The organism is Brachybacterium sp. J144 (assembly GCF_036321705.1).
Lineage (GTDB): Bacteria > Actinomycetota > Actinomycetes > Actinomycetales > Dermabacteraceae > Brachybacterium.
Map to the genome: position 1 here is coordinate 171007 of NZ_JAZDCG010000031.1, position 23214 is coordinate 194220.

Annotated in this window: 22 protein-coding genes and 1 tRNA gene; 14 read left to right on the top strand and 9 right to left on the bottom strand. The window is 73.1% G+C overall.

The genetic code is table 11. The features are described from left to right. The first annotated feature begins 91 nt into the window (after positions 1-91). The 3 genes from V1260_RS12335 to V1260_RS12345 all read left to right on the top strand — a co-directional run bounded on the left by V1260_RS12335 (position 92) and on the right by V1260_RS12345 (position 1678). Entirely contained in the window at positions 92-913 is an 822-nt protein-coding gene (locus tag V1260_RS12335; protein ID WP_329747115.1) for a DsbA family protein, read from the top strand. Between the two features lie 69 nt (positions 914-982). Continuing rightward, positions 983-1054 (top strand) — tRNA-Thr (locus tag V1260_RS12340). Between the two features lie 159 nt (positions 1055-1213). Then, positions 1214-1678, top strand: coding sequence for a hypothetical protein (locus V1260_RS12345; RefSeq protein WP_329747116.1), 465 nt, complete (start codon positions 1214-1216; stop codon positions 1676-1678). Here V1260_RS12345 and V1260_RS12350 read toward each other — a convergent pair whose 3' ends face one another. Both V1260_RS12350 and treS read right to left on the bottom strand, forming a co-directional pair. Beyond that, a complete protein-coding gene (locus V1260_RS12350) occupies positions 1679-2848 on the bottom strand; it encodes a DUF6636 domain-containing protein (protein WP_329747117.1) in 1170 nt (389 codons plus the stop codon). A gap of 145 nt (positions 2849-2993) precedes the next feature. Then, on the bottom strand, positions 2994-4775 hold the full coding sequence (gene treS, locus V1260_RS12355; protein ID WP_329747118.1) for a maltose alpha-D-glucosyltransferase: 1782 nt from the start codon (positions 4773-4775) through the stop codon (positions 2994-2996). A gap of 126 nt (positions 4776-4901) precedes the next feature. Here treS and V1260_RS12360 point away from each other — a divergent pair, with 126 nt between their 5' ends. Next, positions 4902-5636 carry a hypothetical protein gene (locus V1260_RS12360; RefSeq protein ID WP_329747119.1) on the top strand — a complete coding sequence of 245 codons (735 nt, stop codon included), beginning with the start codon at positions 4902-4904 and terminating at the stop codon, positions 5634-5636. A 49-nt stretch (positions 5637-5685) separates the two neighbouring features. Here V1260_RS12360 and V1260_RS12365 read toward each other — a convergent pair whose 3' ends face one another. Beyond that, a complete protein-coding gene (locus V1260_RS12365; protein WP_329747120.1) occupies positions 5686-6360 on the bottom strand; it encodes a uracil-DNA glycosylase in 675 nt (224 codons plus the stop codon). A gap of 76 nt (positions 6361-6436) precedes the next feature. On the opposite strand from V1260_RS12365, the gene V1260_RS12370 reads away from it, so the two are divergent. The 4 genes from V1260_RS12370 (at position 6437) to V1260_RS12385 (ending at position 10433) form a co-directional block, all read left to right on the top strand. Further along, positions 6437-6739, top strand: a complete 303-nt coding sequence (locus V1260_RS12370; protein ID WP_329747121.1) for a DUF3263 domain-containing protein — start codon at positions 6437-6439, stop codon at positions 6737-6739. An 83-nt stretch (positions 6740-6822) separates the two neighbouring features. Then, positions 6823-7425, top strand: a complete 603-nt coding sequence (locus tag V1260_RS12375) for a LytR C-terminal domain-containing protein (RefSeq protein ID WP_329747122.1) — start codon at positions 6823-6825, stop codon at positions 7423-7425. A gap of 227 nt (positions 7426-7652) precedes the next feature. Further along, on the top strand, positions 7653-9287 hold the full coding sequence (gene groL, locus V1260_RS12380) for a chaperonin GroEL (RefSeq protein WP_329747123.1): 1635 nt from the start codon (positions 7653-7655) through the stop codon (positions 9285-9287). 246 nt (positions 9288-9533) lie between these two features. Continuing rightward, positions 9534-10433, top strand: coding sequence for an endonuclease/exonuclease/phosphatase family protein (locus V1260_RS12385; RefSeq protein WP_329747124.1), 900 nt, complete (start codon positions 9534-9536; stop codon positions 10431-10433). A gap of 9 nt (positions 10434-10442) precedes the next feature. Here V1260_RS12385 and V1260_RS12390 read toward each other — a convergent pair whose 3' ends face one another. Both V1260_RS12390 and V1260_RS12395 read right to left on the bottom strand, forming a co-directional pair. Beyond that, complete coding sequence (locus V1260_RS12390; protein WP_329747125.1) at positions 10443-11009, bottom strand: hypothetical protein; 567 nt, start codon at positions 11007-11009, stop codon at positions 10443-10445. A 1-nt stretch (position 11010) separates the two neighbouring features. Continuing rightward, complete coding sequence (locus V1260_RS12395) at positions 11011-12018, bottom strand: LLM class flavin-dependent oxidoreductase (protein WP_329747126.1); 1008 nt, start codon at positions 12016-12018, stop codon at positions 11011-11013. 117 nt (positions 12019-12135) lie between these two features. Here V1260_RS12395 and V1260_RS12400 point away from each other — a divergent pair, with 117 nt between their 5' ends. Continuing rightward, a complete protein-coding gene (locus tag V1260_RS12400) occupies positions 12136-13104 on the top strand; it encodes an MsnO8 family LLM class oxidoreductase (RefSeq protein WP_329747127.1) in 969 nt (322 codons plus the stop codon). Between the two features lie 10 nt (positions 13105-13114). Here the strand turns inward: V1260_RS12400 and V1260_RS12405 are convergent, their stop codons facing one another. The 4 genes from V1260_RS12405 to V1260_RS12420 all read right to left on the bottom strand — a co-directional run bounded on the left by V1260_RS12405 (position 13115) and on the right by V1260_RS12420 (position 16612). Further along, positions 13115-14095: a cation diffusion facilitator family transporter gene (locus V1260_RS12405; protein ID WP_329747128.1), complete on the bottom strand. Its 981-nt coding sequence runs from the start codon at positions 14093-14095 to the stop codon at positions 13115-13117. Next, on the bottom strand, positions 14092-14448 hold the full coding sequence (locus V1260_RS12410) for an ArsR/SmtB family transcription factor (RefSeq protein ID WP_329747129.1): 357 nt from the start codon (positions 14446-14448) through the stop codon (positions 14092-14094). The genes V1260_RS12405 and V1260_RS12410 overlap by 4 nt, the downstream gene beginning before the upstream one ends. Positions 14449-14555: 107 nt before the next feature. After that, positions 14556-15032: a rhodanese-like domain-containing protein gene (locus tag V1260_RS12415; RefSeq protein ID WP_329747130.1), complete on the bottom strand. Its 477-nt coding sequence runs from the start codon at positions 15030-15032 to the stop codon at positions 14556-14558. Beyond that, positions 15029-16612, bottom strand: a complete 1584-nt coding sequence (locus V1260_RS12420) for a DEAD/DEAH box helicase (RefSeq protein ID WP_329747131.1) — start codon at positions 16610-16612, stop codon at positions 15029-15031. The genes V1260_RS12415 and V1260_RS12420 overlap by 4 nt, the downstream gene beginning before the upstream one ends. Positions 16613-16863: 251 nt before the next feature. Between V1260_RS12420 and V1260_RS12425 the strand changes: the two genes are divergently transcribed. The 5 genes from V1260_RS12425 to V1260_RS12445 all read left to right on the top strand — a co-directional run bounded on the left by V1260_RS12425 (position 16864) and on the right by V1260_RS12445 (position 23177). Beyond that, positions 16864-17865 carry a LacI family DNA-binding transcriptional regulator gene (locus V1260_RS12425; protein ID WP_329747132.1) on the top strand — a complete coding sequence of 334 codons (1002 nt, stop codon included), beginning with the start codon at positions 16864-16866 and terminating at the stop codon, positions 17863-17865. 188 nt (positions 17866-18053) lie between these two features. Next, positions 18054-20006, top strand: coding sequence for a glycoside hydrolase family 2 protein (locus tag V1260_RS12430; protein WP_329747133.1), 1953 nt, complete (start codon positions 18054-18056; stop codon positions 20004-20006). 315 nt (positions 20007-20321) lie between these two features. Beyond that, complete coding sequence (locus tag V1260_RS12435; protein WP_329747134.1) at positions 20322-21083, top strand: class I SAM-dependent DNA methyltransferase; 762 nt, start codon at positions 20322-20324, stop codon at positions 21081-21083. After that, positions 21080-22132, top strand: coding sequence for a GNAT family N-acetyltransferase (locus V1260_RS12440; protein WP_329747135.1), 1053 nt, complete (start codon positions 21080-21082; stop codon positions 22130-22132). Before V1260_RS12435 ends, V1260_RS12440 begins: the two co-directional genes overlap by 4 nt. Positions 22133-22142: 10 nt before the next feature. Further along, complete coding sequence (locus tag V1260_RS12445) at positions 22143-23177, top strand: alcohol dehydrogenase catalytic domain-containing protein (RefSeq protein ID WP_329747136.1); 1035 nt, start codon at positions 22143-22145, stop codon at positions 23175-23177. The last annotated feature ends 37 nt before the right edge of the window (positions 23178-23214 follow it).

The following is a 23214-nucleotide window of genomic DNA, read 5'->3' on the forward strand; positions in this document are numbered from 1 at the left end:
TCGCACCCAGCCGCGGCCAGGTCCCGGCAGTTACACTCCGAGCGGAAATGTCACCCAGCAGCGCCTCGGGCACGAGGCACAGGAGCAGCACATGGCCGCGTCTGGATCGTCGAAGTCAGCGCAGGAGCGCCGCGAGGCACAGCGGGAGGCCCTGCGCAAACAGCGGGAGTCCGAGCTGCGCCGCCAGCGCACCGTGCGCACCGTCGTGATCGCCGCGGTGACCGTCGCCGCGCTCGTGATCGTCGCGGGCGCCGGGTACCTGATCTACCGGACCACCCGCCCGGCGGGTCCCGTGGCTGTCCCCGCCGGCATGGCGCAGGACCAGCCCTACCTGAGCTTCGGTGCGGAGGAGGGCTCCGGCGCCCCCGTGGTCGAGCTCCACCTCGACTTCATGTGCCCCTACTGCGGGCAGTTCGAGCAGATCAACGGAGAGGACGTCGCCGCCCTCGTCGAGGACGACGCGATCACCCTCCACCTGGTGCCCCGCCGCATGCTCGACACCGCCTCCACCACCGGTGACTACTCGTCGCGGGCCGCGAACGCGATGGTCTGCGTGTACGAGGAGAACCCGGACGCGGCCATGGCCTTCCAGCAGCTGATGTTCGCCAACCAGCCCGCCGAGGGCACCGCCGGACTCACCGACGACCAGATCTGGGACTACGCCCAGCAGGCCGGCGCCACCGAGGCCGTCCAGGGCTGCCTCACCTCCCGCACCTATCAGCCGTGGGTGCGCCAGGTCGCCGAGCCGTACGCCTCGGAGATGCAGAAGGGCACCCCGTACATCGCGATCGACGGCACCCAGTTCGGGGAGTGGACCACCGAGGGTGCGTTCCTCGCGGCGGTGCAGGCCGCGGGCGGCTCGACGGCCTCCGACGCGGGCGGCGCCGAGGCCTCCGACGGCGGCGAGGGCTGAGCCTCGGTCGAGGCGGGCGACGAGTTCGCTAGGATCTGGGGCCGGTCGGGCATCCGATCGGCCCCTTCCGCTGGAGTGGCGCAACGGTAGCGCACCTGTCTTGTAAACAGGTGGTTGCGGGTTCGAATCCCGTCTCCAGCTCTCTTCGGCCGGGCGCCATGCCGGTCTTCCGCTCCCCGGAATGGGGACTTCTCCCCAGTGCGGCACGGATGCTCCCGGCCTAGGCTCGGAGCCTGCGGCATCAGGGGGATGCCGCCTCGCCACGCTCCGCTGCGGCGGCACGAGTACGGGGGAGCACCGATGATCATCTGGCGAGGCTGGGGCGTCCTGGCGGTCCTCTACATCGCGCTGTGCGCGGCGCTGCTCGGCGGGCTGCTGGGCGCGTCGGTGCTGCAGTCCTCGGCGGCGGCCGGGCCGCTCGCGGGGATCGGCATCGCGATCGGCGGGGCGCTCGCCACCGCCCACGGCTGGTACCTCAACATCATCGGCCCGCGGAAGCGGTCGCTGGCCTGGGCCGAGGTGGAGAAGCCCCGGCTGACCCGTGCCGCTGACGAGGGGACGCTCGTGATCGGGAACGTCCGACCGTCCAGCCGCGAGGAGGCGCACGCCCTCGTCGACCAAGTGCTGGAGGACGGGAAGCGCCAGATCGGCCGGCACGGCCCGCACTCCGTGTTCTGGATCCCGATGGAGGTGATCGGGATCCTCGCGATCGCGGGCGGCGTCGTGCTCGCCGTCGGGACCGGGATCGTCGCGCTCAGCGGGTGATCAGAAGGTCTCGTAGGTGCCGCGACTGACCATGAAGCCGTGCCCGGAGCGCACGTCCCAGCAGGTCATGCCGTCGTCGCGGCTGGTGCAGGCGACATTCCCGTCGACCGCGGTCTGGCCGTACTCGAGCGTCTCCGCGCCCTCGGCCCCGACCGTCCCCTCGCAGTCGAGGGCGACCTCTTCGCCGGTCGCGCGGATCGTGAACTGGGAGTCGCCGCAGTCCTCGACGTCCTCGTCGTAGCGGGTCTCCTCCAGCGAGCAGGCGACGGTGTCGCCGTCGAGCTCGCAGCGGATGTTCCCCGTGGGAGACTGCACCGCGGACATCTCGAGCGCGTCCTCCGGAGCGGGGGAGACAGGGTCCTCGGTCGGGGACGCGGACTCTTCCGCAGGGCTCGAGCCCTCCGCGGGCTCCTCCGCCGCCGTCGTGGAGCTGTCGCGCTCGTAGCCCTCCTCGTCACCGCTCAGCCAGGCGCGGCCCACGAGACCGCCGACCACGAGCAGCACGAGCGCCAGCAGCAGGCAGCCGCCGCAGGCGAACCACATCCGCCGATCGCGTCGGCCCTCGCCGTCGTCGGCCTGCGGTGCCGGGGCCGCTGGGAGGGCGGCTGTCGGGGCGCCGTACGCCGGGCCGGGCGCGGCGACCGGTCCGGGCGCCTCGCGGTCCGGGGTCGACGGGAGCGGCACCACGCCCGAGGAGGGCGCGATCCGCACGGTCCCCGTGGGGCCGGCGGCCGCGGTCGTGGCCGCGGCCGGGGCCGGCACCTCCTGCGGAACAGGGGTCCAGGCGGCGGTCGCCTCCGGATCCGCCGCGGACGGGGTCGAGTCCGGGGCGCTCGCGAGGTCGCCCCAGGCGGAGGTCTCGGGACCGGACTCGAAGGCGGGGGAGTCCGTGACGATCGGGTGGCGGCGGGTGGCGTCGGGATCGTCGGACGGCTCCGCGCCCACGGTTCCCTCCTCGCCCTCCTTGCCCCGCGCTCCCTCCGCCTGCTCGAGCGCCTGGCGCGCCTCGGGGGAGGTGGCGAGGATCCAGTCCTTCGCGACCTGCGGCGTGGCGGGGTTCAGGACCAGCGGCACCTGCAGCTCGGGGTGGTGCTGGGCCAGCTCGAGGAGCCGTTCAGGGCTCGTCGCGGGGTCCGCGGCCTCCTCGGCGGTCGTCCGGGGCTCTGCCACCGTGCTCTCCCTTCGTCGCGCGGCGCACCGGCGGCGTCGCGTCGACCGACGAGGATGGCACAGGTGCCCGGACGGCGGCAGGGATCGGGAAGCGTCTCGGACGCAGATCACTGCCGCCGTCAGGCCTCCGCCCGGCTGGCGCGGATCAGCCCTCCGGGGCCACCACGGGCAGGGCGGTGGTGGACGTCATCGGCTCGCCGTGGGCGTCCAGGGGGCGCATCTTGAGCCAGAAGTAGCCGTGGCCGGCGAGGGTCAGGGTGAGCGAGCCGTCGGCCGTCACCGCCGGGAACTCGTGCCCCCCGAACAGGTCGCGGATCGTGCGCCGCTCCATGCCCACCAGGTCCAGCGTCGAGGTCACCGGCTGCGCCGACAGGTTGAACACGCACAGCAGGGTCTCCGCGTGCTCCTCCGCGTCCTCGCCGTGATCGGCCCCGTCATAGGTGCGGGTGAAGGCCAGCACCCGCTCGCTGTCCGCGGCGACCGCCCGGTACGCGCCCATGCCGAAGGCGGCGTGCTCACGACGCACCGCGAGCATCCAGCGCACGAAGTGCAGCAGCGAGCCGGAGTGCGCCATCTGCGCCTCGACGTTCACGGTCACGTAGTGGTGGACCAGGTTCTGGATCACCGGGAGGTACAGCTTGCCCGGGTCCGCGATCTCGCTGAAGCCGGCATTGCGGTCCGGGGTCCATTGCATCGGGGTGCGCACGGCGTCGCGGTCCTCGAGCCAGATGTTGTCGCCCATCCCGATCTCGTCGCCGTAGTAGAGGAACGGCGAGCCGGGCAGGGACAGCAGCAGCGCATGGATCAGCTCGATCTCGGAGCGGGAGTTGTCCAGCAGCGGGGCCAGACGCCGACGGATGCCGACGTTCGCCCGCATCCGCGAGTCCGGCGCGTACCAGCCGAGCATCGCCGAGCGGTCCTCGGGCGAGACCATCTCGAGGGTCAGCTCGTCGTGATTGCGCAGGAAGGTGCCCCACTGGGCGCCGCGCGGGATCTCCGGGGTGTCGGCGAGGATGTCGATGATGTGCCGGGCGCTGCCCTCACGCAGCGCGTAGAACAGGCGCGGCATCACCGGGAAGTGGAAGCACATGTGGCACTCGGGCTTCTCCGGGGTGCCGAAGTACTCAACCACGTCCGCCGGCCACTGGTTCGCCTCCGCGATGATCACGCGGCCCGGCCAGTGCTCATCCACGTACGCGCGCAGTTCGGCGAGGAACTCGTGGGTCGCCGGGAGGTTCTCCCCGTCGGTCCCCTCCTCCTCGAAGAGGTACGGGATCGCGTCGGCCCGGAAGCCGTCGATGCCCTTGTCGAGCCAGAACCGCACCACGTCGAACATCGCCCGGCGCACGGCGGGGTTCTCGAAGTTGAGGTCCGGCTGGTGGGAGAAGAACCGGTGCCAGAAGAACTGCCGGCGCACCGGATCGAAGGACCAGTTGCTCTCCTCCGTGTCCACGAAGATGATCCGCGCCTCGGAGTACTTCTCGTCGGTGTCGGACCAGACGTAGAAGTCGCCGTAGGGCCCCTCGGGATCGGAGCGGGACTCGAGGAACCAGGGGTGCTTGTCGCTGGTGTGGTTCATCGGCAGGTCGATGATCACGCGGATCCCACGACGGTGCGCCTCGGAGACCAGCCGCTCGAAGTCGGTGATCGAGCCGAACTCCGGCAGCACCTGTTCGTAGTCGGAGATGTCGTAGCCGCCGTCCCGCAGCGGGGAGGCGAAGAAAGGCGGCAGCCACAGGCAGTCGATGCCCAGCCACTGCAGGTAGTCGAGGCGCTCGATGAGTCCGGTGAAGTCGCCGGTGCCGTCCCCGTTGCCGTCGGCGAAGGCGCGCACGAGCACCTCGTAGAACACGGCGCGGCGGTACCAGTGGGGGTCGTAGTCGACCCCGGGGCCCTGCGGCGATAACTGGGAGAGGTTCAGGGGCATCGGGTCCTCCGCGTGGACGGGGCGAGGGCGTCGCCGACGGGACGGGCACTCCCAGCCTAGAGCCCTCCGTACCATGGGCGCAGGCCCGACGCGGGCGTCGGGGAGATCAGGAGGGGAGGAGGGGACATGGGGCAGTCGGATCAGGGGTGGAGCGGGGGCGGGACGGCCGGGGGGCCGTCCTCGCCGTCCTGGGAACAGCAGGCGGGCCAGCAATGGGGGCAGGCCCCGGGCGGCCCCGCTCCGTCCGGCGGAGGACGCTCCCGGCAGTGGATCGTGCTCGGCTGCGCCGGTCTCGTAGTGATCCTGCTGATCGTGGCGATCACGGGCGGGATCATCGTGCTGGTCTCGCAGCGCGGAGGCGGCGAGGAGGAGACGAGCGCGGCGCCGCAGTCGACCGTCTTCGAGACCGAGGACTTCCGCCTCGAGTACCCCGCGGACTGGGTGACCCATGAGGTCACCGAGCAGGACGCGGGCTTCGGCAAGCTCCTGCACGTCACCGACCTGGAGATCGCCCCGGAGGACGAGTTCGACCATTACCCGCCCAACAGCCTCGAGGTCTACAAGTTCGAGAGCGACGTGCACGCCGAGGTCGAGTGCGAGATGCAGGCGATCTGGGCGGGCTTCGGCTGGGACGAGTCCGGGGACGAGGGCGTCCTCGAGGGCCCGGAGCTCGGCGGCCGCCCGGTGCACGGCTACACCAAGTCCGGGGAGCACGACGGGGCCGACGCGATCACCGAGGGCTTCTGCGCCGACGTGGGTGACGAGATCGTTCAGGTGGTCGTCGAGACCCACGGTTCCACCGAGATCTCCCCCGCCCTGCGCGAGATCCTCGACAGCTGGACCTGGGTGGGAGAGGGCTGAGGGCAGACCCGCGGACCGGGCGGGGCGGCCGGTTCGGCGCCAGCTCGCCTCAGCGAACCGTCCAGTCGATCTCCGCGCCGCCCTGCGCACGGAGCAGGGCGTTCGCCTGCGAGAACGGGCGTGACCCGAAGAAGCCGCGCGAGGCCGAGAGCGGGCTCGGATGCGGGCTCGCGACGTGCGGCAGCTCGCCCAGCAAGGGGATCAGCGACTGCGCGTCCCGTCCCCACAGGATCGTAACGAGCGGCCCGCCGCGATCCACGAGGGAGCGGATGGCGAGCTCCGTGACCTCCTCCCAGCCGCGGCGGCGATGGGAGGCGGCCGCGCCCGGTCGCACCGTGAGCACCCGGTTCAGCAGCATCACCCCCTGGTCCTGCCAGGAGGAGAGATCGCCGTGGGCGGCAGGGGAGATTCCCAGGTCAGATCGCAGCTCGGTATAGATGTTCGCGAGGGAGCGCGGCAGCGGTCGCACGTTCCGCTCGACCGCGAAGCTCAGCCCGATGGGATGGCCCGGCGTCGGGTAGGGGTCCTGGCCGACGATCAGCACCCGCACCTCGGAGAGGGGGCGGGTGAAGGCCCGCAAAACGCGGTCCCCGGCGGGCAGGTAGCCGTGCCCCGCCTCGACCTCGCCGCGGAGGAACTCCCCGATCGCGTGGATCCGCTCCTCGGCGGGGGCCAGGGCGGCGGCCCAGTCGGGGGCGATGATCTCGGCGAGCGGCTGCGGCATGCCGCCAGTCTGCCAGGCACGTCACCCTCCGGCGCGCCGGAGCGGGACGGCGCGAGCGGCCGCGTACTGTCGATCCATGCCCGTCCCGTCCCCCTCCGCGTCGTCGCCCTCCCCGGGCGACCCCGCCCCGGAGCTGTCGGCGCAGGAGCTCGCGATCCTCGCGCTCGAGGGGCGCACCTTCCGCTACGTCGGCGCGAAGGAGCGGGCGATCCGTGAGGAGATCGGCATCTCCAAGGTCGCCTACTACGTGCGGCTCAACGCCCTGCTCGACGATCCGCGGGCGCTCCGCGCGGCCCCGGCCCTGGTGCACCGGCTGCGCGGCCGACGGGTCTCAGAGCACGGCGAGATGCCCCGCCGCGGCGGCGACCGCGTCGCCTGATCCGCGGGCCGGGTGTCCCGTCGGACACTCCTGATGGGCGTGGGTTCCACGGCCCTCCCGGGGGGAGCGGGTTTAATGGGCCCGTGGCAGATTCCCAGTACCCCTACCCGCCCGACCGATTCGACGACGAGGCGGACGCCGTCGCGTTCCACGGCGCCCACCGCGCCGAGGAGCCGTTCTGGCGCCAGAACCTGCTCTACATCATCATCATCGCGGCGGCCCTGGTGCTGCTCGTGGTGCTGCTGTTCCTGATCGGGAACCTCGGCGGCGGGGGAGGGGACGACCGCTCCCAGGAGCCGACCACCGCCGCGGAGACCACCGCGGAGGAGACCACCGGCGAGGAGTCGGCGGAGGAGCCAGCCTCGGAGGAACCCGCCCCCGTGGCGGACAAGACCGTCCCCGTGCTCGTGATGAACGCCGCGGGCGTCGACGGGCTCGCCGGCGACTGGCGCGACACCCTCGAGGAGAGCGGCTGGGAGGACGTCCAGATCCAGACCGCGGACACGCAGCAGCAGGAGGCCGTGGTCTTCTACCGCGACGAGGCGGACGCCGAGACCGCCCAGGCCCTCGCGCTCGAGGTCGGCGCCGGTGAGGCGCGGCAGAGCGACGAGTTCCAGAACCGGATCACCTTCCTCGCGGTCGAGTCCCCGGGCGCCGGTGCCGAGGAGGGCGACGGCGAGGGCTGAGCCCCCGCTGTGCGCGGTTCCTCCCGGGGTTAGCACTCTCGGGCCGAGAGTGCTTATGATGAGCTGGCACTCGTCGCTCGAGAGTGACAGCACTCGCGAGCGACGGGCCAAGAGCATTCCGGCCCCGTGAGGGACCCGTCGTCGTGGGACATGAACACGGCGGCTGGTGCCGTCCGTCGCGGGCACAGGGTCGGGTGGACACCACACCACACGGGAGAGATTCCACAATGGCCAAGCTCATCGCATACGACGAGGAGGCCCGGCGCGGCCTCGAGCGCGGGATGAACCAGCTCGCCGACGCCGTCAAGGTCACCCTCGGCCCCAAGGGCCGCAACGTCGTGCTCGAGAAGTCCTGGGGCGCCCCCACGATCACCAACGACGGCGTCTCCATCGCCAAGGAGATCGAGCTCGAGGACCCCTACGAGAAGATCGGCGCCGAGCTCGTCAAGGAGGTCGCCAAGAAGACCGACGACATCGCGGGCGACGGCACCACCACCGCCACCGTCCTGGCCCAGGCGCTCGTGCGCGAGGGCCTGCGCAACGTCGCCGCCGGCGCCAACCCGATCGCGCTCAAGCGCGGCATCGACAAGGCCGTGGCCGCCGTCTCCGAGACCCTGCTCGCGCAGGCCAAGGAGATCGAGACCAAGGACCAGATCGCCAACACCGCCGCCATCTCCGCGGCCGACCCGGCCATCGGCGAGCTCATCGCCGAGGCCCTCGACAAGGTCGGCAAGGAGGGCGTGATCACGGTCGAGGAGTCCAACACCATGGGCCTCGAGCTGGAGCTCACCGAGGGCATGCGGTTCGACAAGGGCTACATCTCGCCCTACTTCGTCACCGACGCCGACCGTCAGGAGACCGTGCTCGAGGATCCCTACATCCTCCTGCTCTCCTCCAAGGTCTCCACCGTCAAGGACCTGCTGCCGCTGCTGGAGAAGGTCATCCAGTCCGGCAAGCCGCTCGCGATCATCGCCGAGGACGTCGAGGGCGAGGCCCTCGCGGTGCTCGTCGTCAACAAGCTCAAGGGCTCCTTCAAGTCCGTGGCCGTCAAGGCCCCCGGCTTCGGCGACCGCCGCAAGGCGATGCTCGAGGACATGGCCATCCTGACCGGCGGCCAGGTCATCGCCGAGGAGGTCGGCCTCAAGCTCGAGACCGCGGGTCTCGAGCAGCTCGGCCAGGCGCGCAAGATCGTCGTCACCAAGGACGAGACCACCATCGTCGAGGGCGCCGGCGAGGCCGACCGCATCGCCGGTCGCGTCTCCCAGATCCGCACCGAGATCGAGAACTCGGACTCGGACTACGACCGCGAGAAGCTCCAGGAGCGCCTCGCGAAGCTGGCCGGCGGCGTGGCCGTCATCAAGGCCGGCGCCGCGACCGAGGTGGAGCTCAAGGAGCGCAAGCACCGCATCGAGGATGCCGTGCGCAACGCCAAGGCCGCTGTCGACGAGGGCATCGTCGCGGGCGGCGGCGTAGCGCTGCTGCAGGCCGGCAAGGACACCTTCGCCACCCTCGCGCTCGAGGGCGACGAGGCCACCGGCGGCTCCATCGTCAAGGTCGCCATCGAGGCCCCGCTCAAGCAGATCGCGGTCAACGCCGGCCTCGAGGGCGGCGTCGTGGCGGAGAAGGTCAAGAACCTCCCCGTCGGCCAGGGCCTGAACGCCGCCACCGGTGAGTACGAGGACCTGCTCGCTGCCGGCATCATCGATCCGGTCAAGGTCACCCGCTCCGCGCTGCAGAACGCGGCGTCCATCGCGGGCCTGTTCCTGACCACCGAGGCCGTCGTGGCCGACAAGCCGGAGCCGGTCAAGGCTCCCGCGGGCGGCGACGACATGGGCATGGGCGGCATGGGCGGCATGATGTGATCCAGCCTCACGGCTGATCATCTGCCGCTCCCCCCGAGCGACCTGCGGGCCCCGATCCTCTCCGGAGGGTCGGGGCCCGTCGGCGTTCCCTCCGGTGCCCTGGTGCTCGCGGTCGTCTGCTGGAACTCCGCGCCCTGCGTGACCCCAGGCTCTGTGGGGCCTCGAGCTCACGCCTGGCATGGAGTTCCAGCAGGGCAGGGGCGGGCGAGGGTCGACCCCGGGGAGCTGCTGCGCGAGGATGGAGGGATGACGATGCGGAGCGACGACGCCCTGACCACCGGCCTGACCACCCGCCCGACCACCGGCACGACCCCGACCCCGACGCCGACGACTGACCCCACCCCAGCCCCTGCGACCCTGCGCGCGCTCACCCAGAACCTCCGGTACGCGGACCCGTCGGTGCCGCCCGAGCACCCGGACCACTGGCCGAGCCGCGCCCCGGTCCTCGCCGAGCTGCTGCGCGCGGCCGATGCCGACGTGATCGGCACCCAGGAGGTGCTCGCCGCCCAGATCCCGCTGCTGGACGAGGTGCTCGGCGCGACCCATCTGCGCCTGGGCATCGGCCGCGAGGGCGGCGGCCGGGGGGAGCACAACCTGCTGCTCCTGCGGCGGGAGCGCTTCGACCTGCTGGACTGGGACCAGTTCTGGCTGTCGGAGGATCCGGCGCGGATCGGCTCGCAGGGCTGGGACGGGCACTGCCCACGGATCGCGGTGTGGGCGCGGGTCCGGGACCGGTGGACCGGCGGGGAGCTGGTCTTCGCCGTCACCCATCTCGACCATGCGGGGGAGCGGGCCCGGGAGAAGGGCGCGGGACTGATCGCTCAGCGGCTGCGGGAGGCGGCAGACGGCGCGCCGACGCTGCTGATGGGCGACTTCAACGCCACCGGCGGGGACAGCACGCCCTGGCGGGTGCTGCGCGATGCGGGCTTCGCGGACGCGCACGACGTCGCCGAGGCGCAGGTCGGCGAGGACATCGGTACCTTCCCCGACTATGGCGCGCCGGAGGTGGGCGGCATCCGGATCGACTGGATCCTCACCCGAGGCCTCGCGGTCCAGGAGTACGAGGCGTCCGTCCCCCGGCGGCAGGGACGGGCCGCGAGCGATCACGCGACGGTCACCGCGCGCGTGCGGCCGATGGGGGTCTGAGCGCCCGGCTCACATGTCGCGCGCGGAGGTGACCAGCTGCGTGCCGTCGACGCACATGGCGGTCAGCTCGATGACGTCGCCGGCCTCGGAGATGTTCGCGCTCTGCACGAGGCCGGGCTGCACCTCGACCCAGCCCCCCGCGCAGTCCTCGACCTCTCCGTCGAGCGTCGGGACGAGGATCGCCCCGATCGTCTCGGGCGTGACCGGCTCGAGCGCCGTCAGCGCGCCCGCGGTCCCCTCGGCCCGGGCGATCAGCGCGTCCCGCTGCTCCGCCCCGAGCTCGATCACGGCCTGCCACCAGGAGTCGTCGGGGGCCGGGATCGGTGCCCGATCGGCGGGATCGGTGAACCGCCCGTCGGCGATCGTCACCGGCGCCACCTCGCCGAGCATCGGGAAATGCTCCTCGACCAGCTCGGTGGACTGCGAGACGAGGTCCGGGCGGTAGTAGCGGGCCGACTCCTCGTCGTACGCCCACTCGGGCTCGTCCCGGTCCCCGCCGGGGATCAGCGCGCAGCCGCCGAGCAGCAGGACGCCGAGCGCCGCGGCGAGTCCGGCGACGGCACGGTGCCCCGTCACCTCACAGCCCCCAGGCCTCCGCGAGCAGCTCGAGGCCGCGCATCCGGTGCTCGGGATCGAAGTAGTTCGCGGTGACGATCAGCTCGTCGGCCTCGGTCGCGGCGACGATCGCCTCGAGCTGCTCGACGACGCTCGCGGGCGAGCCGACGGCGCGGATCGAGAGGGTCTGCTCGACCTGGGAGAGGAGATGGTCGGGGACCGTGCCCTCGAGATCCCGGGGAGGCTGCATGGCCTGCCGCTGCCCGGTGACGACCCCGAGGAACTGCTGCACGTTGGTGGTGAACAAGTGCTGAGCCTCCGCGTCGGTCGGGGCGATGACCACGTTCACGCCGACCATCGTGCGGGGCGCCTCGAGCTGGGCGGCGTCGCTCTGCGTCGCCGAGAACTGCTCGCGGTACACGCGCAGCGCCTCGAGGTACTGGAAGGGCGCGAAGTGCGAGGCGACGGAGAAGGGCATGCCCAGCTGCGCCGCGAGGCGCGCACCATTCGTGGTCGAGCCGAGGATCCACATCGGCACCTCGGTGCCCTCGGCGACGCCCGCCCGGATCGGGAGGGTGCCGCTGGGCTCGGCCCGGGACCAGTCGCGCATCTGCTCGACGGCGGCGACGAAGGCGCCCGGCTCCGCCGAGGTGCGGGCCAGCAGCTGGGCAGTGTACTGGTCGGTGCCGGGAGCCCGGCCGAGCCCCAGGTCGATCCGGTCGCCGTGGAACTGGACGAGGGTGCCGAACTGCTCGATCACGGCGAGCGGGGAGTGGTTGGGGAGCATGATGCCGCCGGAGCCGACGCGGATGCGCTCGGTGAGGGAGGCGGCGCGGTCGATGAGCAGGCTGGTCGCGCTCGAGGCGAGGGTCGCGGCATTGTGGTGCTCGGCGTACCAGTAGCGGGCGTATCCGGAACGGTCGGCGGTCTGCGCGGCGCGCATCGAGGTGTCGATCGCCTCGCGCGTGCTCTGCCCCTCGCTGAGGGGCACGAGATCCAGGATCGACAGCGGGACGTGGGGGATGCTCATGGCGCGAGCCTAGCCAGGTCCGACGCCGTGCGGCGGGCGAGCGGAGCGGGGGAAGGATCACCCGGGATCGGGCCGTGAAACGGGAAGATCCGGGGGCACGGAGGCGTTGCGCCTGCCGTGAGACTCTCCCTCCTGGACCGCTCCCGCACGCGCGCGGGGATGCCGGAGGCGTCGGCCCTCGCCCACAGCGTGGATCGGGCCGTGGCCGCGGAGGAACTCGGCTACCACCGCTTCTGGGTCGCGGAGCACCATGCCGTCCCGGGGATCGCCTCGGGCTCTCCGGCGGTGCTGCTCGCCGCGATCGGCCAGCGCACCGCGCGGATCCGCCTCGGCTCGGGCGGGGTGATGCTGCCGAACCACCGCCCGCTGGTCGTCGCCGAGCAGTTCCTCATGCTCGAGGCGCTCACCCCGGGCCGGGTGGACCTGGGACTGGGCCGCTCCCTCGGGTTCACCGCTCCGGTCCGTGGGGCGCTGGGCCGCACCGAGGCGAGCACGGCGCAGTTCGCCGACGAGGTGGCGGAGGTGCGCGCGCTCCTCGAGGGCACGGCCGCGCTCACCGCCCGGCCCGTCACCGCGAGCCCGCCCCCGCTGCACCTCCTGGCCACAGGTGCCGGTCTCGAGCTCGCCGCCCGGCTCGGTCTCGGTGTGGTCCTCGGCGGGCCGGTGCTCGCGGCCGACGACCTCGGCGAGCGCCTCGACGGCTACCGGCGCGCCTTCCGCTCGCATCGGGGGAGCGCGCCGCACGTGATGCTGTCCCTCGATCTGCTCGTCGCCGACACCGACGCGGAGGCGCGCGAGCTGGCGCTGTCGGAGGTGTGGGCGATGGTCGCCTCCCGTCGCACCGGCGCCTTCCCACCGCTCGAGGATCCCCTCTCGATCCGGTCGGGGGAGCGGACCACCCGAGAGTCGGCGCAGCTCGAGAGCGGGCTCGCGACCGCCTGGGCGGGCAGCCCGGGGACGCTCCGACCGCGGGTCGAGCGGCTGCTCGAGCGATCGCGGGCGGACGAGATCCTCGCCGCGGGTGCGGCCTTCGACCGCGCGGCGCTCGCCGACTCCGACCAGCGGGCCATGGCGCTGCTGGGCTGAGCGGAGCGGTTCAGGCGGGCGGGCGCAGGTTCGCGTCGTCGTCCCCGTGGATCGGGACGTGCGCCTCGGGGATGTCCTCGTAGCTCGCCGGGTCGGAGATCGGCTCGAGGTGGGTGAGCACGGTGAGGGCGGGCATGGCGCGCATCAGCTCGTGCTCGAGCTCCTCGATGTAGTCGTGGCCCTGCTTGACCGTCCACTCGTCCGGCACCAGGACGTGCACGTTCATGTACTTCTGCTGCCCGGCCTCGCGGGTCTGCAGGCCGTGGAAGGTGACGGTCCCGTCGGTGCGGCGGCGGAGGATCTCGGCGATGACCTCGTTCTCCTCGTCAGGCAGCGCTTTGTCCAGCAGGCCCGAGACGGACTCGGAGATCAGGCCGATGCCGGTGATGATGATGTTCACGCCGACGGCGAAGGCGACGATCGGGTCCAGCCGGTCCCAGCCGGTCAGCGCCACGAGGCCGACTCCGAAGAGCACGCCGGCGCTCGTGACGACGTCGGTCATGAGGTGCTTGCCATCGGCGCGCAGGGTGATCGAGTTGTGCTGCCGCCCAGCGCGCAGCAGTACGAGGGCGACGCCGCCGTTGATCAGGCTCGCGACCACGCTGATCGCGAGGCCCCAGCCGACGTTCTCGAGCGGCTGCGGGTTCAGGAAGCGCTCGACCGAGGTCACCAGGATCACCGCGGCGGCCACGAAGATCATCACGCCCTCGACGGCGGCGGAGAAGTACTCGGCCTTCGCACGGCCGTAGAGGAAGCGCTCGGTCGCCGGACGGATCGCGACGCGCAGGGCGATGAGCGCGACCACGGCCGCGACGAGGTTCACCACGGACTCGGCGGCGTCGGAGAGCAGGCCCACCGAGCCGGTCATCACCCAGGCGCCGGCCTTGAGGGAGATGGTGACGATCGCGGCGGCGATCGACAGCCAGGCGAACTTCGTGAGGTCGATGCGCTGCGGTGTGGGCCGGAACGGGGGAGCGTCGGGGGTGGTCATCGGGGATCCTTCCGGGGCGGGTCGGGGGCGAGGGAGCCGTCGGGAGCGATGTGCTCGAAGATCTGCTCGACGAGCTGGACCACGTGCGGGTCCTCGACCGTGTAGTAGCTGTGGCGGCCCTCCCGGGTCGCCGAGACGATGCCCGTCAGCCGCAGCTTGCGCAGGTGCTGGCTCGTGGTGGGCAGGCTCAGCCCGACCCGCTCGGCGAGCGCCCCGACGTCGTAGCGACCGGTGCTCATGAGCTGGACCAGGTGGAGCCGGGCCGGGCTCGCGAGCATCGCGAAGGTGTCCGCGGCCGCGGCGAGCTGCGGCTCGGTGGGGGCGGGGGGCAGCTCGCCCGGGGTCGTCGTCATGACCGACATCCTCGCCGACGCTTCGTCATTCGCGCAACTGACGAAGTGTCGGATGTGGCGCTGCCGACGGGGAGCGATCCCCGGCTCGTGGCGGAATGCAGGTCGTGTCAGAGGACGACGCGGGTGGGCTTGCCCTTCACCGGCAGGCCGGCGCGGCGGTACGCGCGAAAGCCGCCCACGAGATCCGTCGCGCGGGAGAAGCCGAGATCGCGCAGGTCCCGGGCGGCGAGCGAGGAGTAGTACCCCTCGTTGCACACCAGGATCACCAGGTCGTCATGCCCGGGGCCGTCGGCCATCCGATGCGCGGAGCCCGGGTCGAGCCGCCACTCGAGCACCAGGCGCTCCATGACGGTCGCGCCGGGGATGTGCCCCTCGGGCTCGCGGGTCCGCTCGGAGCGGAGGTCGATCACGTGGGCGCCGCGCGCGATGAGATCCGGCAGGTCGGCGGGCTCGACGCGGTCTGCGCCGCGCCGCGAGGCCTCGAGCACCTCGTCGATCGAGCGGTGCGCGGGCACCTCCGCGCGACGGCGGCCGACGGGTCGCTCCGTGGAGGAGGACCCGTCGGCCGCAGACGAGGAGATCACCGGCCGCGGCGCGAGGAGAAGGCCGCGAGGCCGCCGCCCGAGGAGGAGCCTCCGGTCGAGGTCGAGTAGACGCTGCCCGAGCCGGAGCGGCCCTGCCCGCCGCTGCGACCCCGGCCCTGACCGCCGCGGGAGCCCTGACCGCCGCGGCCGCCCTGGCCGCCGGACTCGCCACGACCGCGACCCTGGCCCTGACCCTGCTGGCCCGAGTTTTCGCCGCCGCGGGCCCCCTGGCCGCCGCGACCGCGGCCCTCGCCGCCGCCCTGGCCGCCGCGTCCGCCACGTCCGCCATGGCCCTGGCCGCCGCCCTGACCGCGTCCGCGCCCCCGACCGCCGCCGGGGATGCCCGCCTCGCGGCGCGCCTGCTCCTCGGGGCTGTCCTCGGTGACCGGTCCGCGCGGCTCATGGGTCTCGACCCGCTGGCCCGGGGCGAGCGCGCTGAGCACGGGGCTCGCCGCGGTCACACCCTGGTGGCGGGTCGGGGTGATCCCGGCCTTGCGCATCAGGTCGTGGACGTCCTTCCGCTGCTCCGGGGTCTGCACGGTGATGACGGTGCCGGACTCGCCGGCCCGCGCGGTGCGGCCCGAGCGGTGCAGGTAGGCCTTGTGCTCGATGGGCGGATCGGCGTGGACCACGAGCGCGACCTCGTCGACGTGGATGCCGCGCGCGGCGATGTCGGTGCAGACCATCGTGGTCGCGGTGCCCGAGCCGAAGGCCTCGAGGTTCCGGGTGCGGGCGTTCTGCGAGAGATTGCCGTGCAGGTCCACCGCGTCGACACCGCGCGCGGCGAGCTTGCGGGCGAGGTTCTTCGCCCCGTACTTGGTGCGGGTGAACATGATCGTGCGGCCCGGCGCGGCGGCGAGGTCGCGCAGCACGTCGAAGCGGGCGGTCGGGTCGACCTCGAGGACGTGGTGCTCCATGGTGCCGACGGGGCTCGTGGCCGGGTCGGCGGAGTGGGTGACCGGGTCGTGCAGGAACTGCTGGACGATCTTGTCCACGCCGGCATCGAGGGTCGCGGAGAACAGCATGCGCTGTCCCTTCGCGGGGGTCGCCGCGAGGATCCGGCGCACCATCGGCAGGAAGCCCATGTCGGCCATGTGGTCGGCCTCGTCGATCACGGTGATCTCGATGGCGGAGAGGTCGGCGTGGCCCTGGCCCATCAGGTCCAGCAGGCGGCCGGGGCAGGCGATGAGCACGTCGACCCCGCCGGCGAGGGCGTTGACCTGCGGGTTCTGCCCCACGCCGCCGAAGACGACGGTGCTGCGGAGCTTCCCGGCGCGCTCGAGCGGGGCGAGCGAGTCGGCGATCTGCGAGGCCAGCTCACGGGTCGGTGCGAGCACGAGCGAGCGCGGCCGACGGGCCTGGCGGCGGCGCGGCTCGGCGAGCAGGCGGGCGACCAGCGGGAGGAGGAAGGCGTAGGTCTTGCCCGAGCCGGTGCGGCCGCGTCCGAGCACGTCGCGACCCGCGAGGGAGTCGGGCAGCGTCGCCGCCTGGATCGGGGTGGGGGAGGTGATGCCCTGCGGAGCGAGTGCGTCGACGAGGGCGGTGGGCACGCCGAGGCGTGCGAAGTCAGAGGTGGTCACGAGGATCCGTTCTGCATGGTGCGTCCCGCCCGGTGCGCCCGGGCCCGGCGCCGCTGACGGCGTGGGGAGGGTCTGCGCAGTCGCCCGTGACGGGGACCTGTGCCGCGGCGGGGTGACGGCACTCGAGCTCCACGGTAGGGGCCGCCCCGCCCGGTGGCGAGACCGGGGCCCGCCGATGTGAGATACCCCGGCTCCCGCAGCGGAGCGTCGCGGGGACGTAGGGTGCGAGCACCGGGAGAGCTGGAGGACCGATGGCCCGCAGGGTGAGCATCAAGGACGTCGCCGAGAGGGCGGGCGTGTCCTGGAAGACCGTGTCGAACGTCGTCAACGAGCGGCCCGTGGTCCGCCCGGAGACCCGGGAGCGGGTCCTGGCGGCGATCGAGGAGCTCGGCTACGTCCCCAACCAGGTCGGCCGCGAGCTGCGCGGCGGGCCGACGGGATCCCTCGCGCTCGTGGTCCCCGAGCTGCAGAACCCGTACTTCGCCCGTCTCGCCGAACGGATGCAGGCCGCCGCCCGGGCCCGCGGGCGCACCGTGAGCGTCGAGGTGTCGTTGCACAGCGCCGCGACCGAGCGCGCCCACATCAGCGGCCGCAGCTCGCGCCCGGTGGACGCCGTGGTCATCTCCCCGTCGGCCCTGACCGCCGAGGACCTGCGTGACCGCACGTCCGGCCCGCCCGTGGTGCTGCTCGGCGAGATGCTGCTCGCCGCCCCGGACATCGTGCACGTGGCGATCGACAACGTCGCCTCCGCCTCCGAGGTGGTGCGCCACCTGGTGGCCGCCGGTCACCGTCGGCTGCTGTTCCTGGGCGCCGACGAAGGGCGCCGCTCCACGGGCGCCGACCGCCTCGTCGGCTTCCGGCTCGCGAGCGCCGAGGCCGGGCTCGACGAGGACCCCGCGCTGATCCGCCACGTGAGCGACTGGACGCGGGAAGGCGGCCGCGACGAGATCGCCGCGGCGCTCGCCGAGGGCCTCGACTTCGATGCGGTCGTGGCCGGCAACGACCTGCTCGCCATCGGTGCGCTGATCGCCCTGCTCGATGCGGGGCTCCGCGTCCCCGAGGGCGTCGCCGTGGTCGGATGGGACGACCTGGTCGAAGCGGCGTGGACGCGCCCGGCGCTGACGACCGTCGCCCCCGACCTCGACGCCCTCGTCGCCGCCGCCCTCGACGCTGCCCTCGCCGCCCCCGCCGAGCGCGAGGGCGTCGAGCGGGTGATCGCGCACCGGCTCGTCGAGCGCGGGACCACCCGCTGACCCGCGCCCCGCCCTCCCGCGGTCCTCCGCACCTCGTTCCCGTGACACCAGCTCGTCGGCCGTGTCCACCTGGCGATTCCCACGTTGCACTTCGCGCTGGGGTGCGGTTGACTGACTCCTGACGGCCCGTCCGGCGCACCGTGCGCCGAGGCCTCAGCGCCGAGTCCCCTCGACCCCAGGAGCAGTCCGTGCCCGACCAGAATTCCACCCTGCCGGAGTCGCTCTCCGCGCTCTTCGCCCGAGCCGACGAGCTGGCCGCCCAGCTCGATGCGCCGCTCTCCGCGGCGGCGGACGTGCCCCGCCCCGAGCATCCGCGCCCTCAGCTGCAGCGCTCCGCCTGGCTGAGCCTCAACGGCACCTGGCAGTTCGAGATCGACCGCAGCGACACGGGTCGCGAGCGCGGGCTGCTCGACGCCGAGCTCGCCACCACCATCACCGTGCCTTTCGCGCCGGAGACCGCGGCCTCCGGCATCGGCGACCGCGACTTCCTCGAGGCCGTCTGGTACCGCCGCACGGTCGCTATCCCCGCCGACTGGGACGGCCTGCGCCCGATCCTCCGCTTCGAGGCCGTCGATCAGGACGCGACCGTGTGGGCGAACGGCGTGGAGGTCGCCCGCCACCGCGGTGGCTTCACCCCCTTCGCGGCCGATCTCTCGCAGGTCCCGGGCGTCGGCGCCGGCAGCGAGGTGACCGTGGTGGTCCGCGCCCGCGACCCGCACGATCAGCCCCAGGCCCGCGGCAAGCAGTCCACCTGGTTCCGGCCCACGCACGCCAACTACCACCGCACCACCGGCATCTGGCAGAGCGTCTGGCTCGAGGGCGTCCCCGTCGACGAGATCCGCTCGCTGCGCATCCTCCCCTCGCTCGCCGCGGCCTCCTTCGCGATCGACGTGCCGCTCTCGCGCAGCACCCCCGGCACCACCCTCGAGGTCATCGCCTCCGTCCCCGGCGGCGGGGAGGTCGCGCGCACCTCCGTCCGCGCCGACCTCGACCTCGCCCCGCACCTCTCGCTGACGATCCCGTCGGAGCACGTGCGCGTGTGGGGCCCCGGCGCCCCCGAGCTGTACGCGCTGCAGGTGCGGCTGCTGGACGCCGACGGCGGCGTGCTCGACGAGGTCCGCTCCTACGCGGGCCTGCGCTCGACCTCGCTGAACGCCCACGAGTACCGCCTCAACGGCGAGAAGGTCTTCCAGCGCCTGGTCCTGGACCAGGGGTACTGGGAGGAGACCTTCATGACCACGCCGACGGACTCCGCCTTCACCACCGACATCCGCCTGGCGATGGAGGCCGGCTTCAACGGCGCCCGCCTCCACCAGAAGGTGTTCGAGCAGCGCATGCTGTTCTGGGCCGACCTGCACGGGTACCTCACCTGGGGCGAGTTCGGCGACTGGGGCGTCTCGGGCCTCGGCCCGCTCGGCGACAACCAGCAGCCCACCGCCTCCTTCATCGGGCAGTGGATCGAGGCGGTCTCCCGCGACATCAACCACCCCTCGATCATCGGCTGGTGCCCCCTCAACGAGACCCACCAGATCCTCCACGACCGCTACACCCAGCTCGACACCGTCACCCAGGCGATGTACGACGCGACCAAGCTCGCCGACCCCTCGCGGCCCGTGCTCGATGCCTCCGGCTACTCGCACCGGGTGCGCGGGGCCGACGTGTACGACTCGCACTCCTACGAGCAGGACCCGGAGCGCTTCCGTGTCGAGCAGTCCGGACTCGCCGAGGGGCGGCCCTTCGCGAACCGGCGCGACCTCGCGCCCGACGAGTACCCCTTCGCCGACGGCGAGTTCTCCCTGCCCTTCGCCGGCCAGCCCTACTTCGTCTCCGAGTACGGCGGCATCTGGTGGAACGAGCAGGAGGCCCGCGAGGCCGCCGAGGCCGAGCGCGCCGGCAACAACGCCGCCGAGTCGTGGGGCTACGGCCAGCGGATCGCGAGCGAGGCGGAGCTGTACGAGCGCTTCGAGGGGCTCACCCGCGTGCTGCTCGAGGACCCCCTCATGTTCGGCTACTGCTACACGCAGATGACCGATGTCTTCCAGGAGAAGAACGGCATCGTCGACTTCGCCCGCGGGCGCAAGCTCGACCTGGCCCGCCTCCGCGCCGTCCAGGAGAGGACGGCCGCGTACGAGGCGGACTGACAGGGGTGGGTGGTCGGCCGATGGTGCTGCCTGTCGGCCGGCCCCAGCCGTCCCGTCGGCCCCACCCTGCGGGTCCACCCGCGTCGTCGGCCCCACCCGCCTCGTCGGCCCCTGCTGTCCACCATAGGGACGTGAGCGGCCCACGACCTGCTATATGCAGGGCAGGTGCCGCTGGCGTCCCGCTCGTGGACAGGGCCCCGCGCGGGGCCGGGGCGGGAAGGGGCTGCCGGCCGGGACCCCCGCCCCGACCCGGGACCCCCGCCCCGACCGGGAAATCCGCTGGCCCGAGTCCCCGCCGCCGACCACCATGGGCGCATGATCGATCAGAGCCGACTCTGGGACGCCCGTGCCGCCGCCACCTACGACACCCCCGGCGAGGGGATGTTCGCCCCCGAGGTGCTCGGGCCCACCGTGGCCCGCCTCGCCGAGCTTGCCGCGGGCGGGCCCGCGCTCGAGCTCGCGATCGGCACCGGTCGCGTGGCGATCCCGCTGCACGAGGCGGGGGTGCCGGTGACCGGGATCGAGCTGTCCGGGGCGATGATCGCCCGGCTGCGGGAGAAGGCGACCGCGGACGAGATCCCCGTGGTCGGCGGGGACATGACCACGGCCGTGGCGGGGGAGGGGTTCGCCCTCGCCTACCTGGTCTTCAACACCATCGCGAACCTGCTCACCCAGGAGGAGCAGGTGGCCTGCTTCCGCAACGCCGCCCGCCAGCTGGCCCCGGGCGGATGCTTCGTCGTCGAGCTGTGGGTGCCGCGGCTGCGCTCCCTCGCCCCGGGCCACGGCGGCACCGTCGAGGTCTCCGAGCCGGGCTACCTCCTGGTCGACACCTACGACACCCTCGCCCAGCAGGTCATCTCCCATCACGTGCGCTTCGATCCCGCCGTGGACGGCGGACGCGAGGCGCGGATCGGCCGGACCCCGCACCGCTACGTGTGGCCCGCCGAGCTCGATCTCATGGCGCAGCTGGCAGGATTCCGTCTCGAGGAGCGCTGGGCGGACTGGGACCGCAGCGCGTTCACCGCCGACTCCCGCAGCCACGTCTCCGTGTACCGCCTGATGGAAGGGACCCCATGAGCACCGCCTCCCGCGAGAGCACCGTCTCCCACGACCCCATGACCCACGCCCCCGTGAATCACAACCTCACGGCCCTCACGCTCGAGGACGTCCCCGCGCTCACCGACCTGATGAACGCGATCGATGCCCACGAGGGCTTCGGGGAGCCCACCGAGGAGCCCAGCATGCGCGAGTGGCTCACCATGCCCGATCTCGACCTCGCCACCGACACGGTGGCCGTGCGCGAGGACGGCCGGCTGATCGCGATCGGCCTGCTCGACGTCGGCGCTTCCCTCGACCGGGACGGGCGCGTGCGCTGCCAGCTGATGGGCGGGGTGCACCCCGATCACCGCCGTCGGGGTCTCGGCACGGCCGTGCTGGACCGGCTCGAGACCCGCGCCGCGGCGCTCGCCGCACAGCGGCACCCGGGCAGCTCCGCCGTGCTCCGCTGCGGCGGCGGCCGCGACCCCGAGGGGGAAGCGGAGCCCCGCGGCGGCGTCGACGTGCGCCCCGTGCTCGACCGACGCGGATACACCCGCGTCCGCTCCTGGTTCGAGATGCGCCGCGAGCTGCGCGGCGAGGCCGGGGCGGGGCTCACGGAGCTCGCCGGTGCCGACGTCCCCGGGGTGTCCCTGCGCAGCCCGTCGGCCGCGGATCGCGAGCCGACACGCCTCGCCCACGACGCCGCCTTCACCGACCATTGGGGCTCGGCCCCGATCCCCGCGGACCGCTGGGCGGGCTGGTGGGACGGTCACACCTCCCGGCACGAGCACTCGAGCATCGCCGTGGACGACCGCGGCACGATCCTCGCCTACGCCCTCACTCAGGAGGACCGCCCCGGCCACCTGCACGTGGGCCTCGTCGGCACCCGTCCCGAGGCGCGCGGCCGGGGACTCGCCCGCGCGGTCCTCGCCCGCAGCCTCGCCTCCGGCCGCGCCGCCGGCTACGAGGAGGCGCAGCTCGAGGTGGACACCGAGTCGCTCACCGGCGCCACCCGGCTCTACGAGGCCGTCGGCTTCACCCGGGCCTCCGTGTACGCGACCTACGAGAAGCCGGTCCCCACGGCGTGAGGAAACCGCGATGAGAGCCGTCCGCTACGAGGCCTTCGGCGCCGAGCCCAGGCTCGTCGAGCTGCCCGATCCGATCTGCCCTCCGGGCGGGGCGGTGATCGAGGTGCACGCCACCGGGGTGTGCCGCAGCGACTGGCACGCCTGGCAGGGGCATGACGACAGCGTCCGCCTCCCGCACGTGCCGGGGCACGAGTTCGCCGGGGTGGTCCGCGAGGTCGGCGAGGGCGTGCGGTCGTTCGCGCCGGGGGACCGGGTCACGGCCCCGTTCATCCTGGCCTGCGGGGAGTGCGCCGAGTGCCGGGCCGGAGCGCCCCAGGTGTGCCCCGCCCAGCGCCAGCCCGGCTTCGACCAGCAGGGGTCCTGGGCCGAGCAGGTCGTGGTCACGGGAGCGGAGCACAACCTGGTCCGCCTCCCCGACGAGATCGAGATGACGCTCGCCGCCGGGCTCGGCTGCCGGGTCGGCACCGCCCATCACGCGGTCCGCACCCAGGGCGCCGTCCGCCCCAGGGAGCAGGTCGCGGTGATCGGCTGCGGCGGCCTCGGCCTCGCCTGCGTGATGATCGCCCGCGCCGTGGGGGCCGAGGTCGTCGCCGTCGACGTGTCCGCGGCGGCGCTCGAGGCCGCCCGCGCCCTCGGCGCCACGCCCGTCCCCGCCGGCGAGGACGTGGTCGAGCGGGTGCGGGAGGCGACGGGCGGCGGTGCCCATCTGGCGCTGGACGCCCTCGGCTCCGCGGCGACCGCCCGCACCTCGATCCTGTCGCTGCGCCCCCGCGGTCGCCTCGTGCAGGTGGGGCTGCTGCTCGGGGACGATGCCGACCCGGCGCTGCCGATGGGGCGCGTGATCGGGCAGGAACTGCAGATCCTCGGCAGCCACGGCCTGGCCGTCGCGGAGTACGCGGATCTCCTCGCGGACGTGGCCGCGGGGCGCCTCGATCTTGGTCGCACCGTCGGCCGAATCCTCACCCTCGAGGAACTCCCCGCCGCGCTGCCCGCCCTCTCCGCCCCGCCCACCAGCGCCGGCATGACGGTGGCGCGGATCCGCTGACGGTTCTTCTCCGACGTCTCTGTGGGGCGCTGTGGAA

Bases quoted from the DNA above. Each gene is read 5' to 3' on its own strand.
- V1260_RS12335 (WP_329747115.1), top strand. From the start codon at position 92: ATGGCCGCGTCTGGATCGTCGAAGTCAGCGCAGGAGCGCCGCGAGGCA.
- treS (WP_329747118.1), bottom strand. From the start codon at position 4,775: ATGCCCCTGAACCTCTCCCAGTTATCGCCGCAGGGCCCCGGGGTCGAC.
- V1260_RS12345 (WP_329747116.1), top strand. From the start codon at position 1,214: ATGATCATCTGGCGAGGCTGGGGCGTCCTGGCGGTCCTCTACATCGCG.
- V1260_RS12370 (WP_329747121.1), top strand. From the start codon at position 6,437: ATGCCCGTCCCGTCCCCCTCCGCGTCGTCGCCCTCCCCGGGCGACCCC.
- V1260_RS12410 (WP_329747129.1), bottom strand. From the start codon at position 14,448: ATGACGACGACCCCGGGCGAGCTGCCCCCCGCCCCCACCGAGCCGCAG.
- V1260_RS12445 (WP_329747136.1), top strand. From the start codon at position 22,143: ATGAGAGCCGTCCGCTACGAGGCCTTCGGCGCCGAGCCCAGGCTCGTC.
- V1260_RS12365 (WP_329747120.1), bottom strand. From the start codon at position 6,360: ATGCCGCAGCCGCTCGCCGAGATCATCGCCCCCGACTGGGCCGCCGCC.
- V1260_RS12395 (WP_329747126.1), bottom strand. From the start codon at position 12,018: ATGAGCATCCCCCACGTCCCGCTGTCGATCCTGGATCTCGTGCCCCTC.
- groL (WP_329747123.1), top strand. From the start codon at position 7,653: ATGGCCAAGCTCATCGCATACGACGAGGAGGCCCGGCGCGGCCTCGAG.
- V1260_RS12360 (WP_329747119.1), top strand. From the start codon at position 4,902: ATGGGGCAGTCGGATCAGGGGTGGAGCGGGGGCGGGACGGCCGGGGGG.
- V1260_RS12435 (WP_329747134.1), top strand. From the start codon at position 20,322: ATGATCGATCAGAGCCGACTCTGGGACGCCCGTGCCGCCGCCACCTAC.
- V1260_RS12405 (WP_329747128.1), bottom strand. From the start codon at position 14,095: ATGACCACCCCCGACGCTCCCCCGTTCCGGCCCACACCGCAGCGCATC.
- V1260_RS12425 (WP_329747132.1), top strand. From the start codon at position 16,864: ATGGCCCGCAGGGTGAGCATCAAGGACGTCGCCGAGAGGGCGGGCGTG.
- V1260_RS12385 (WP_329747124.1), top strand. From the start codon at position 9,534: ATGACGATGCGGAGCGACGACGCCCTGACCACCGGCCTGACCACCCGC.
- V1260_RS12440 (WP_329747135.1), top strand. From the start codon at position 21,080: ATGAGCACCGCCTCCCGCGAGAGCACCGTCTCCCACGACCCCATGACC.